Below are 12,202 nucleotides of genomic sequence, written 5' to 3'. Positions count from 1 at the left end.
AAATCCCCTCCTGGCCCGCATCCTCCTCCATGCGCACCAGCCCCGTGCACCCGGGGTGCCCTACAGCGCGGGCACCGCCTGCCGCGCTCCCGGCCGCCGGATCACCAGCGCCATCAGCGCCGCCGCCGCGCACAGCGCGCCCGAGGCGTACCAGACGATGTCGTACGAGCCGAAGACGTCACGCGCGACACCGCCGGCGAAGGCGATGAAGGCCGCGCCGACCTGGTGCGAGGCGAGGACCCAGCCGAAGACGATCGCGGAGTCGTCGCCGTAGTGCTCGCGGCACAGCGCGATGGTGGGCGGCACGGTGGCGACCCAGTCGAGGCCGTAGAAGACGATGAAGAACAGCATCGGCGGGTGCACGGACGGCGCGAGGAGCATCGGCAGGAAGAGGAGCGAGATCCCGCGCAGCGCGTAGTAGACGGCGAGCAGCCGGCGCGGCGCGAAGCGGTCGGTGAACCAGCCGGAGGCGATCGTGCCGACGACGTCGAAGACGCCGATGACCGCGAGGAGTCCGGCCGCCGCCGTCACCGGCATGCCGTGGTCGTGCGCGGCGGGCACGAAGTGCGTCTTGACCAGGCCGTTCGTCGAGGCACCACAGATCGCGAAGGAGCCGGCGAGCAGCCAGAAGGGGCCGGTGCGGGCCGCCCGGAAGAGGACGGTGAGGGCGCGGCGGGCGGCGCCGGTGACGGGCGCGGGCTTCTCGACGTACGCACCGCCGTACGGGGCGAGCCGCACGTCCGCCGGGTGGTCGCGCAGCAGCAGCCAGACGAACGGGACGACGGCGGCCGCGGCGAGGGCGACGGTCACGGCGGCCGGACGCCAGCCGTGGTGCTCGACCAGCCAGGAGAGGAGGGGCAGGAAGACCAGCTGGCCGGAGGCGCCGGCCGCGGTCAGGATGCCGGTGACCAGGCCGCGCCGGGCGACGAACCACCGGTTCGTCACGGTCGCGGCGAACGCGAGCGCCATCGAGCCGCTGCCGAGGCCGACGAGCAGGCCCCAGTAGAGGACGAGCTGCCAGGCCGCCGTCATCCACACGGTGAGCAGTGAGCCGAGCGAGATCACGCTCAGCGCGACGGCGACGACCCGGCGGATGCCGAAGCGGTCCATGAGCGCGGCGGCGAACGGCGCCGTCAGGCCGTACAGCGCCAGGTTCACCGACACGGCGAGGCCGATCGTGCCGCGCGACCAGTGGAACTCGCCGTGCAGCGGCTCGATGAGCAGACCGGGCAGGGACGCGAAGGCGGCCGCGCCGATGATCGTGACGAAGGTGACGGCGGCGACGAACCAGGCGCGGTGGACGCGCGGGGTGCGGGGAGGGGCGGGGGTACGGGCGGGGGCGGAGGTCTCGGTTGTCTGGGTCACGTCATTCAGCATCGCGAGCCGCGCCCGCCCGGACCATTGGCCCGAATGCCAGCTTTCCAACGGATCGGGCCAGCGGCGGCGCCCTCCTACACCCGGGGCAGCGTCCTGATCGGGCGCACCACCAGCAGCGCCGTCACCACGAGCACCGCGACCCCCGCCCCCACCAGCAGCACCCGCTCCGTCCCGACCACCGCCGCCACCGGGCCCGACGCCGCCCGCCCGACGCCCATCATCAGCAGCGATCCGGCCACGTCGTACGCGTGCATCCGGTTCAGCGCCTCCTGCGGGACGTGCGTCTGCACCGACGTCGACCACATCACCAGCCAGAACGCGAAGGCCGCGCCCTCGACGAACCCGCCCGCGTACAGCACCGGCACGGGAGCGCCCGAACCGAGCAGCGCCAGGAACAGCGGCAGGCCGAGCAGCCCCACCGCGCCCGCCGCCAGCGGCCGGCGCGGGCGGAGCCGTACGGCGAGCAGGCCGCCGGCGGCACTGCCCGCGCCGATGACGGTCATGAGGACGCCGTAGGTCGCCGAGCCGTACGCGCCGGTGATCAGGGTCGCGGTCAGCGGGACCATCGGGCCCGCGACCGTCAGGCCGTACACCGTCCAGATCGCGATCACCCCCCACAGCCAGCTCCGCGACCTGAACTCCCGCCAGCCGAGCGCCATCTCCCGCAGCAGCGAGCCGCGCCGGGCGCCGTCGGACGGCGCCGGCGCGACCCGGAGGAGCGTGAAGCAGACCGCGCTGACCGCGAAGCAGACGGCGTTGACGGCGAAGGCCGCGCCCGCGCTCCAGAGCGCGACGAGCAGACCGGCGGCGGCCGGGCCCGCCATCGTCATCAGGGCCTCGACCACCCGGATGACGGCGTTGGCGCGCTGCACGTCGGGCGCGATGCGCGGGATCGTGGAGGCCACGCCCGGCTGGAAGAGCGCGGCGCCGACGCCGCTGAGCGCGGAGAGCGCGTAGACGGACCACAGCGGCGGGCTGCCGGTGGTGAAGGAGACGGCGAGGACGAGGGCGCCGGGCAGCCGCAGCAGATCGGCCAGGACCATCATCCGGCGGGCGGTGAACCGGTCGGCGAGCACGCCGCCGAAGAGGACGAAGAGGGCGAAGGCGCCGGTCCAGGCGCCGAGGGTGTAGCCGACGGAGGCGTCCGGGTAGCCGGCGCCGGTGAGCGCGGCGGCGAAGGCGACCGGGACCATGCCCTCGCCGAAGACGGCGACGGCGCGGGCGACGAAGAAGAGCCGGAAGTCGCGGTTCCAGAGGGCGAGCGGCTCGGCCGGCACGGGAATCCGCGCGGCGGCCTCAGACTTATAGGTGTTGTCCGTCACGAACAGACAGACGTACCAGCATGGTGGTCTGGACCACCACTGTTTTACGGAGGAGCAGCCGCCCGTGCGCCCACACCGCGTCGCCGTCCTCGCCCTGCCCGGCCTGCTCCCCTTCGAACTGGGCATCCCCCACCGCATATTCGGCCGTGCCAAGGACCCCGAGGGCCGCCCGCTGTACGAGATCGTCACCTGCGCCGTCGCGGCCGGCCCGGTCCAGACGGACGCCGACTTCGCCGTGCACGTCGAGCACGGCCCGGAGATCCTGGCCACCGCCGACACGGTCGTCGTGCCCGCCTCGTACGAGCTGGGCCCGGTGTACGAGGAGGGCCGGCTGACGCCCGAGCTGGCCGCCGCCCTCGCGCACGTCCGGCCCGGCACCCGCGTCGCCTCCATCTGCACCGGGGGGTACGTCCTGGCCGCCGCCGGCTGGCTCGACGGCCGCCCCGCCACCACCCACTGGGCGCACGCCGACCACTTCCAGAGCCTCTTCCCGGAGGTCAGGGTGGACGCGGAGGTGCTCTACGTGGACGACGGCGACGTCCTCACCTCCGCGGGCGTGGCCGCCGGCATCGACCTGTGCCTGCACATCGTGCGCCGCGACCACGGCACGGCCGTCGCCAACGCGGTGGCCCGGAGCACGGTCGTGCCCCCGCACCGGGACGGCGGCCAGGCCCAGTACATCGCCCGCCCGCTGCCCGAGGCCGGGGCCTCGACCACGACCGCGGCCCGCGCCTGGGCGCTCGCCCATCTGCACGAGCCGATCCAGTTGCGGGACCTGGCGGTACGGGAGTCGATGAGCGTCCGGACCTTCACGCGCCGCTTCCGCGACGAGGTCGGCATCAGCCCGGGCCAGTGGCTCACCCAGCAGCGCGTGGAGCGGGCCCGGCACCTGCTCGAATCCACCGACCTGCCCATCGACCAGATCGCCCACGACTCCGGCTTCGGCACCGCCCAGTCGCTGCGGGTACACCTCCAGGCCGCGATCGGGGTGACTCCGACCGCCTACCGGCGCACCTTCCGGGCCGCGCCGGAACGGCTCTAGGGCCTCTCCGGCCCTGATCCGACGGACAGCCCTGAGGCGCGGGACCTCTCTAGGCGATCGCCTCGCAGATGGTGACGGACCGCTCCTCCAGGAGCGGCACCACCTGGCCGAGGACCAGGGCCCGGAAGTGCTCGGACTCCCGGTGCGCGGTGAGCGCCGCGTCGTCGGCGTACTCCTCGAAGAGCAGGACCTCGGCCGGGTTCGCCATGGACCGCACGGGCCGGTAGTCCAGGCAGCCCGGCTCGGCCCGGCTGGCCTTCGCGATCTCGTGCAGGAGCTCCGCGACGCGCTCCTCCTCGCCGGGCTTCACGAGCCAGCGCGCCACCACGTACACCGCCATGGAAATTCCCCTTCGGAATTGTTCGAGATCCCCATCAGGAATCTAATAGCAGGTGTCTCCGGCCACTAACGGAATACACTCGGGGCTCTTTTCGACCAGCCCTCGGGCAGCGGCTCCCCCGTGACCAGCTCCATCGCCCTCGCCACCAGGGCCACCGCCGACGCCGGGTTCTGGCCGGTGACCAGGTTGCCGTCCACGACGACATGGCCGCGGAACGGCTCCCCCGCCTCGTACCGCGCCCCGCGCCGCTCCAGCTCCTCGTCCAGGAAGTACGGGACCACCGCGTCCAGGCCCACCGCGCGCTCCTCGGCCTGCGTGAACGCGGTGACCCGGCGGCCCGCGACGAACGGCTGCCCGTCCCGCGCCAGGACCGGGAGCAGGGCGCCCACGCCGTGACAGATGGCGGCGAGGACCCCGCCACGGGAGGTGAAATCGCCCAGGAAACGGGCGAGTCGAGGGTCCGCGGGCAGGTCCTCGACGGCCCCGTGGCCGCCGGCGACGAACACGACGCCGAAGTCGGCCGGATCGAGCAGGTCCGGCGTCACGGTCTCGGCGAGCCGCCTCCGTACGAGGGGGTCCTCCAGGAACATCCGCTGCGGCGGGTCGGAGCGGTCGACGCCGCCCATCGGCGGCGTGCCGGGCCGGGTGCTCACGAAGCCGTAGTCCCAGCCCGAGGAGACGAGCGCGAGCCAGGGATAGGCGGCCTCCGGCAGCCAGAAGCCGGCCGGACGGCCGCCGGGCAGGCGCTCGACGCTGGTGAGGACGATCAGTCCCCGGCCTCTCGCGGACATCCTCGTCCTCCCGACTCCGGAGTTCTCTCCGGGCGCCCGATTTCTTGACCATTGAACCACGCAGACGAATCCCGATCCCCATTCGTTCTTTTATGGGGGCGATGTGACGGGTTATTTGATGGGCGTTGAACGCACTCGTAGATTCGCCATGAGCAACCTCCCGCCTTTCCCTCCCCTTTGGAGAGCCATCATGGCCAAGAAGGTCCTCTTCGCCCTCACCAGTCACGACCGGCTCGGCGACACCGGCCGCACCACCGGCTTCTACGTCCCCGAGGTGGCGCACCCCGCCGAGGTGTTCCGCAAGGCGGGTTACGAGATCGCGTACGTCTCCGTGCGCGGCGGCTCGGCCCCGCAGGACGGCGTCAACCGGGACGACGCCGTCGTCGCCGCCTTCCTCGACGACCCGGCCGTCGGCGAGGCCCTGGCCGCCACGCCCACCCCGCAGGAGCTGAACGCCGAGGACTACGACGTCGTGTTCTACGCCGGCGGCCACGGCACCATGTGGGACTTCCCCGAGTCCGCCGAGCTCGCCGCGCTCGCCGCGGGTGTCTACGAGCGCGGCGGCGTCGTCGCGGCCGTCTGCCACGGCCCGGCCGGCCTGGTCAACCTGCAGCTGAGCGACGGCTCGTACCTCGTCGACGGCAAGCAGGTCTCGTCCTTCACCGACGAGGAGGAGGCCGCCGTCGGCCTCACCGACGTCGTGCCCTTCCTGCTCCAGAGCAAGCTGGAGGAGCGCGGCGCCAAGTTCACCAAGGCCCCGAACTTCACCGAGCACGCCGTCGCCGACGGCCGCCTCGTCACCGGCCAGAACCCGGCCTCCGCGGCCAAGGTCGCGCTGCTCGCGGTCGCCGCGCTGGCCGGCTGACACCGTACGGCGACCGCTCCGTCCGTCCCCCGTACGTAACGTGTGCGTACTTAACCGGCAGTTCGGCACGCGGGCGGGTGCCCGGCCCCGAGAATGAGGGTCCGGGCACCCGCCCGCACACGTACGTCACGGAGCAAATCGGGGGACTTGCTGTGTCCGTACAACTCAACTGGCTGCGCACCTTCGTGACCGTCTACCGGCTCGGCTCCTTCACCAAGGCCGCGCACCGCCTGGGCATCTCGCAGCCGGCGGTCACGCACCAGATCCGGCACCTGGAGAAGGAGATGGGCCGCCCGCTCTTCGAACGGCTGCCGCACGGCGCCCAGCCGACCGCGGCCGCCGACGGCCTGCTGCGCGAGGTACAGGGCCCGGTCGACGCCCTCGGGCAGGCCGTCGCCCGCTCGCTCGGCAAGGAGGTGGTGCACCGGCCGCTCTACGTGGGCGGGCCGGTCGAGCTCGTCACCACCCGGCTCATCCCGTCCGTCAGCGACCTCGTGGCGGAGGGCACGCAGTTCCGCTTCCGCTTCGGCCTCGCCGAGGACCTCCTCGCCGACCTCTCGGCCGGCGAACTCGACCTCGTCCTGTCGACCATCCGGCCGCGCTCCCGCGGCATCCGTGCCACGCCGCTGGTCGACGAGGAGTTCGTGCTGCTCGCCTCCGCCGAGCTCGCCGCCCGTCTGCCGCTCGACCGGCTCGCCGCCGAGGGCCCCGCGGTCCTCGCCGACGTCCCGCTCGTCAGCTACGCCGAGTCGCTGCCGATCATCCGGCGCTACTGGCGCACCGTCTTCGACACCGTGCCGGCCGTCACCCCGACGCTGGTGGTGCCCGACCTGCGCGGCGCGCTCGCCGCCGTACGGTCCTCGGCGGGCATCTCGGTGCTGCCGAGCTACCTGTGCGCGGAGGAGCTCGCGGCGGGCGAAGTGGTGCCGCTGCTGCAGCCGGAGGTGCCGCCGATCAACACGTTCTATCTGGCGGTGCGGCAGGACGAACTCCCGCATCCGCTTCTGACCCTGCTGCACGGACATCTGCTGATGAAGGGACAATTGTGGTCCTGAATTCCGGATTCCAGACGGGATCCGGCCGCAGCCCTTATACCCCACCCAAATATTCTTATTTGAATGGGCACCCCGCCACCTGATGTGATGTGCGCACACCGGCCCGAACGGCCGGAAATCGCACAACGGGGGAAAGAAAAATGTCGATCATCGAGGCTGCCCCGGTAGCCGTCGCGGTGGGGGCCGCGGCGGACTACCGGCCCATCGAGGTGAATCCGGGCCGCGCCGACATCGCGAAGCTGCACCGGCTGCTGAAGGACGGGGCGCGCGCGTTCAACGAGCAGTTCGACGAGGACGCCCATCTGAACGACGTCATCCCCAAGCCGTGGGGATACGAGTACCGCGCCTTCGTCGACGACTTCTTCGACCTGTGGTCGCTGCACATCGAGCCCGGCGCGTCCACGTCCGTCCACGTCCACCCGCGCAAGCTCACCTACCTGCTCTGCCTGGGCGGCGAGGGTGTGACCACCGGGCTCGGCCGGCCCGACGTCCCGGTCCGCGAGGGCACGATCCTGCGCATCGGGGCCGGCGCCTTCCACGGCACGCGCTCCACCGGGGACGTACCGCTCGAACTCATCGAGGTGGAGCTGCCACGCAACAAGTTCGACCTGATCCGGCTGCGCGACGACTACGACCGGGCGGGCACGGCGTACGAGACGGCGGCCGTGGAGGAGCCGCGGCACCCGATGCGCAGGGTGCCGTCGTACCCGAACACGCGGATGCGGGCGCAGACGCCCGACGGCCGGTTCCGGTTCGCGCTGCGGACGGGGATGGACCTGTTCTACCGGCCCAGCAGCGAGGACATCTTCGCCATTCCGCTGCACATCTCCGGAGTGATCGAGCGGGACGTGGAAATCCTGACCGGACATCCGGAGGACGACCGGCGGCCGCAGACCGACCAGCAGTACCTCTGCATCAGCCGCAACCACTGAATGACCGGCAGGCAAGAGAAACACGCTCAAGAAAACAGAGAACAACAGGGGGAAAAGAAATGCCCAGCGCCGTCATCATCACCGGCCCTGGATTCCAGGACCACGACGTCGTCTTCACCTACTACCGGCTCCTGGAGGAGGGCTGGCACGTCGAGGTCGCGACCAGGAACGGCGACGCCGTGACCGGCAAGTACGGCATCCCGCTGCCGATGGACAAGATCGCCCGGCCGCTCGTCTCCTTCGAGGAGCTCGACGTCGACCAGTTCGACGCGGTCATCCTCACCGGCGGCCACGAGGCCCCGGACCGGGTCCGCCAGGACCGGAACGTGCTCGACTTCGTCGCCGGCATGGACAAGGCCGGCAAGGTCGTCGCCGGCCTGTGCCACGGCCCGTGGATCATGGTCTCGGCCGGTGTCCTCAAGGGCCGCAAGGCGTGTGCGTACATCGGTCTGCGCGACGACGTGATCAACGCGGGGGCGGACGTGGTCGACAGCGACGTGATCGTCGACGGCCACATCATCACCTGCTCGTACTACGGGTACATGGGCGCGTTCATGCGGGCGGTGTTCGAGACCGCCGAGAAGCTCGCGGGCGAGAAGCAGGCCGCCTGACATGGATCGCGATCCCGTGATCCTCGCGCTCGACTTCGACGGGGTCGTCTGCGACGCCCTGGAGGAGTGCGCGCTCGTCACCTGGCTGGGCATCCACCCGTACGACGCCGCGATGCCCGGCCCGGCCCAACTGAAGGCGGTCCCGGCCGACTTCACGGACCGCTTCCGCTCCGTGCGCAACTACTCCCGGCTGCTCGACCACTTCGTCGTCGCGCACCTGCCCGAGTCCGCCGGACTCACCTCGCAGGCCGGCTTCGACCGGCTCTTCGAGTCCCTGGACCCGGGCTACGTACGGGAGTTCACCGCTGCGGCCACCGCCGTACGCGACCGGCTGCGCACCGCCGAGCCCGACTTCTGGCTCGACCTGCACACGCTCTATCCCGGCGTCGACGCCCTCCTGCGCCGCTTCGCCGGCTCGGTCGTCGTCGTCACCGCCAAGGACGCCGACTCCGTCCGGGCCATCCTGGCCCGGCACGGGCTCGGCGACACCGTCGCCGAGATCTTCGGCGAGACGGGCGCCAAGGCGGAGGCCGTCCAGGACGTGTGCGCCCGCTGGGGAGTCCCGGTGGAACGGGTGACGTTCATCGACGACAACCTCACCAACGCGCTGCGCGTCGGCGCCACCGGCGCACGCTCCCGCTGGGCCCAGTGGGGCTACCAGATCCCGGAACACCGGGCCGAGGCCGCGCGCCTCGGGGTGGTCCCGCTCGGCCTGGACGAGATCGGGGCGCTGGTCCCGGCCGCGTGACCGGCCTGACCCACCGGGCGGCCCGGGGTACCGACAGGTGCCCCGGGCCGCCGCACTCCTCACTGGAGCCACCGTGACCCTCACCCATGCGCCCGAGACCGCCGCCCGTCCGGACTTCGGCGGTCAGCTCGCGCTGCTCACCGCGATGGCCGTCGCGATCCCCGCCCAGCTCTACCTCGCCATCCCGCTCGCGGGCCCGGTCGGCGCGCGCTTCGGCGTCGACGCCGGGTCCGCCGCCTGGACCGGCGGCGCGTTCTCGCTCGCGTACGCCGTCGGCTTCCTCTTCTTCGGGCCGCTGTCCGACCGGTACGGGCGCCGCGCGGTCCTCGTCGCGGGCGCGCTCGCGCTCGCCGCCGTGTCGGCGCTCGTCCCGCTGGCGGGCTCCTTCGCCTGGTTCCTCGCTCTGCGCGCCCTCCAGGGCCTCGCCGCGGCCTCGTTCGCGCCGGTCGCGCTCGCGTACGTGACGGAACACGCGCCCGCGGCCCGCCGGCCGCTGGTGCTGTCGGTCCTCACGACGGGCCTGCTCGGCGCGGGCCTGGCCGGTCAGGCGTTCGGGCAGGTGGTGGCGGGCGCCTGGCGGTGGGCGTTCTGGCCGGCGGCGCTGCTCTATCTGGCCGCCGCCCTGCTCTTCCACCGCCTGCTCACCCCGACGCCGTCCGGTGGCTCCGCCCCCGGCCCCGGCACGGTCCTGCGCGCACTGGGACGGCTGCTGCGCACGCCCGCCGTGCTCGCCGTCTTCTGCTCGGCCCTGCCGGTCTTCGGCAGTTTCGTCGCCCTGTACGCGGTCCTCGGCCGCCTCCTCGGCGAGGAGTACGGCTATTCCGGCACCGACCTGCTCGGCGTGCAGGCCCTCGGGGCGCTCGGCCTGGTCGCCGGGCCGCTCGTCAGCCGGTACGCGGGCGGGCGCGGCCCGCGCTTCCTCGCGGTCAGCGGCTTCCTGACGGCCCTCGCCGGGCTGCTCCTCGCCCAGGTCACGGCGACGCCCGCCGTGCCGATCGCCGCGAGCGTGCTCTTCGTCGCCGGGATCAGCCTGGTCGTGCCGGGCCTGGTGGGACTGCTCGGCCTGCTGGCGCCGCAGGCCCGGGGCGCCGCGGTCTCGTTCAACACCGCGGTCCTGTTCCTGGGCGCCTCGCTGGGCCAGACGCTGGCTGCGGCCACCTCGTACCACCGCATGGGGCTGCTGCTCGCGGGGGCGCTGCTGCTCGCGGCGGGCGCGGTGGCGGCGACGGCGCGCCTGGCAGACCGAAACCACGAGAAGAATCGAGCATCACGATGAACGTCCTGTTCGTCCTCACCGGCCACGCGGACCTCGGCGGCCGTCCCACCGGCTTCCACCTCGGCGAGACCGTCGAGCCCTGGCGCGTCCTGCGCGCCGCCGGCCACACGGTCGACTTCGTCTCCGTCGACGGCGGGCAGCCGCCCATGATCGGGCACGACCGGCACGACCCCCACCAGACCGCCTTCCTCGCCGACCCCGAGGGCGGCGAGCTGATCGCGCACAGCCGGCGGCCCGAGGACGTCGACCCGGGGGCCTACGACGGCGTGTACTTCGTCGGCGGGCACGGGGCCATGTGGGACTTCCACGGGCATCCGGCGCTGCACGCGATCGTCCGGAGCGTGTACGGGCGCGGCGGCGTCGTCGCCGCGTTGTGCCACGGCCCGGCGGCGCTCGTCGGCGTGCGGCTCGATGACGACCGGCTGCTGCTCGACGGGCGGGCGGTGACCTCCTTCTCGCACGCGGACGAGACGAGCCGCGGCCTCGACACCGTCGTCCCGTTCTCGCTCCAGCACGCCCTGGAGAAGGACGGCGCGCACTACTCGTGCGCGCCCGACCGGCACGCGCACGTCGTCGTGGACGGACGGCTCGTCACCGGTCAGAATCCGCAGTCCGCGGCCGGCCTCGCCCGGAAGATGGCCGAACTGCTGGCTCAGTGACACCCGTCCCGTCCGGCGGCCTGATGCGGCGCTCGCCCCACACGCCGATCGCCGTCAGCGTCAGCGTCAGGCCGACCCCGCACAGGATCGCCGTCGACGGCGCGACCGTCTTCAGCAGCGCGCCGGCGAGCGTGCCGCTGGTGGCGTAGCCGGCGCCGACCGCCGCGTACATCACGGAGTAGCCGGCGGCGAGCGCCCCCGGCGGCAGGATCTGACGCAGGGCGAGGTTGCGGGTGAGGCTGGCGGGGGCCTGGAGGAGGCCGGCGACGACGAGGGCGAGGGCGATGCCGGCGGCCCCGGGCAGTACGGCGGCCAGGGCGACGCCCGCCGACACGGCGACGATGAGCACGGCGGACTGCACCGGCAGCCGGCCCGGCCAGGAGCCGCGCAGCCCGTAGACGAACGCGCCGACGGCCGAGCCGATGGAGAACCCGGCGAGCAGCGGGCCCGCCCAACCGATCGGGATCGCCCGCTGTTCGAGCAGGGCGGGCAGGATCAGCTCGGCGAGCGCGAGCAGGGTGAGGCCGGCGGCGCCGGTGACGTACACGGGCCAGGCCCGGGCCAGGACCCGGCCCATGGACCCGCCGCGCTCCTTCCCCTCGGCCTGCCAGCCGCGCGGCAGCAGCCACTGCCCGGCCACGGCGAGCGCCATCAGCACGCCCTGCAGCAGCAGCGGCGCGGCGGGGTCGACGCCCAGGGCCAGGCCGGCCGTCAGGGCCGGGGCCGCGGCCCAGATGCCGAAGGTCAGCACCGATTCCATGCTCATCGCCTGGGTGACGGCCCGCTCCGGGACCAGGCTGGTGAGCAGCGCGCGCTGGCCGCCGGGGACGGCGGCCGGGCCCGCGCCGGCGAGGAAGGCGAGTGCCCCCAGGAGGACCGGGTGGCCCGCTCCTCCGACGGCCCCGAGCCCCAGGAACCCGGCCGCGCCGACCGCGAGCCCGGCGGCCAGCTGCGGCCGGGCCCGCTCGGCGTTCAGCCGCATGCCGAGCACGGGCGAGGCGAGGATCTCCCCGATCACGAACACAGCGGCGAGCACCGCGCCCAGGCTGTAGCCGCCGGGCTGCTCGCGCACCAGGAAGACGACCGCGAGCGGTGCCATGGCGACCGGTATCCGGGCGGCGACGGTGACGGCGCACCAGGCGAGGACGGGTCGGGTGGCCAGCTCGCGGTAGGACATGCTCAGG

At 73.1% G+C, this 12,202-nt stretch carries 13 protein-coding genes; 8 read left to right on the top strand and 5 right to left on the bottom strand.

The genetic code is table 11. The annotated features are described in order from the left end of the window. Window positions 1–60 precede the first annotated feature (60 nt). Window positions 61–1,377 (bottom strand): MFS transporter, encoded by a 1,317-nt coding sequence (locus ACIRSU_RS22715; RefSeq protein WP_403795064.1) that lies wholly within the window; start codon window positions 1,375–1,377, stop codon window positions 61–63. A 74-nt stretch (window positions 1,378–1,451) separates the two neighbouring features. Continuing rightward, window positions 1,452–2,699 carry an MFS transporter gene (locus tag ACIRSU_RS22710; protein ID WP_403795062.1) on the bottom strand — a complete coding sequence of 416 codons (1,248 nt, stop codon included), beginning with the start codon at window positions 2,697–2,699 and terminating at the stop codon, window positions 1,452–1,454. Window positions 2,700–2,763: 64 nt separating this feature from the next. On the opposite strand from ACIRSU_RS22710, the gene ACIRSU_RS22705 reads away from it, so the two are divergent. After that, window positions 2,764–3,741, top strand: a complete 978-nt coding sequence (locus tag ACIRSU_RS22705; protein WP_403795060.1) for a GlxA family transcriptional regulator — start codon at window positions 2,764–2,766, stop codon at window positions 3,739–3,741. 49 nt (window positions 3,742–3,790) lie between these two features. Here the strand turns inward: ACIRSU_RS22705 and ACIRSU_RS22700 are convergent, their stop codons facing one another. After that, window positions 3,791–4,081, bottom strand: coding sequence for a putative quinol monooxygenase (locus ACIRSU_RS22700; protein ID WP_403795057.1), 291 nt, complete (start codon window positions 4,079–4,081; stop codon window positions 3,791–3,793). A gap of 65 nt (window positions 4,082–4,146) precedes the next feature. Beyond that, complete coding sequence (locus ACIRSU_RS22695) at window positions 4,147–4,872, bottom strand: type 1 glutamine amidotransferase domain-containing protein (RefSeq protein WP_403795055.1); 726 nt, start codon at window positions 4,870–4,872, stop codon at window positions 4,147–4,149. 190 nt (window positions 4,873–5,062) lie between these two features. Here ACIRSU_RS22695 and ACIRSU_RS22690 point away from each other — a divergent pair, with 190 nt between their 5' ends. From ACIRSU_RS22690 to ACIRSU_RS22660, 7 genes are all read left to right on the top strand, one after another. Continuing rightward, a complete protein-coding gene (locus tag ACIRSU_RS22690; protein ID WP_403795052.1) occupies window positions 5,063–5,737 on the top strand; it encodes a type 1 glutamine amidotransferase domain-containing protein in 675 nt (224 codons plus the stop codon). A 152-nt stretch (window positions 5,738–5,889) separates the two neighbouring features. Continuing rightward, window positions 5,890–6,792 carry a LysR family transcriptional regulator gene (locus ACIRSU_RS22685; protein ID WP_403795049.1) on the top strand — a complete coding sequence of 301 codons (903 nt, stop codon included), beginning with the start codon at window positions 5,890–5,892 and terminating at the stop codon, window positions 6,790–6,792. Between the two features lie 140 nt (window positions 6,793–6,932). Further along, window positions 6,933–7,724: a cupin domain-containing protein gene (locus ACIRSU_RS22680; protein WP_403795047.1), complete on the top strand. Its 792-nt coding sequence runs from the start codon at window positions 6,933–6,935 to the stop codon at window positions 7,722–7,724. Between the two features lie 59 nt (window positions 7,725–7,783). Beyond that, a complete protein-coding gene (locus ACIRSU_RS22675; protein WP_403795043.1) occupies window positions 7,784–8,335 on the top strand; it encodes a DJ-1/PfpI family protein in 552 nt (183 codons plus the stop codon). A 1-nt stretch (window position 8,336) separates the two neighbouring features. Further along, a complete protein-coding gene (locus ACIRSU_RS22670; protein WP_403795041.1) occupies window positions 8,337–9,083 on the top strand; it encodes an HAD family hydrolase in 747 nt (248 codons plus the stop codon). 73 nt (window positions 9,084–9,156) lie between these two features. After that, complete coding sequence (locus ACIRSU_RS22665; RefSeq protein WP_403795039.1) at window positions 9,157–10,359, top strand: MFS transporter; 1,203 nt, start codon at window positions 9,157–9,159, stop codon at window positions 10,357–10,359. Next, a complete protein-coding gene (locus ACIRSU_RS22660) occupies window positions 10,356–11,018 on the top strand; it encodes a type 1 glutamine amidotransferase domain-containing protein (protein WP_403795036.1) in 663 nt (220 codons plus the stop codon). Before ACIRSU_RS22665 ends, ACIRSU_RS22660 begins: the two co-directional genes overlap by 4 nt. Here ACIRSU_RS22660 and ACIRSU_RS22655 read toward each other — a convergent pair. Continuing rightward, on the bottom strand, window positions 10,951–12,195 hold the full coding sequence (locus tag ACIRSU_RS22655; RefSeq protein ID WP_403795033.1) for an MFS transporter: 1,245 nt from the start codon (window positions 12,193–12,195) through the stop codon (window positions 10,951–10,953). The genes ACIRSU_RS22660 and ACIRSU_RS22655 overlap by 68 nt on opposite strands. Window positions 12,196–12,202: the final 7 nt, after the last annotated feature.

Origin of the sequence: Streptomyces sp. NPDC101160 (assembly GCF_044768205.1) — a bacterium.
Lineage (GTDB): Bacteria > Actinomycetota > Actinomycetes > Streptomycetales > Streptomycetaceae > Streptomyces.
Note: the sequence above shows the minus strand (reverse complement) of the source record. Positions and strands in the feature narration are given on the sequence as shown.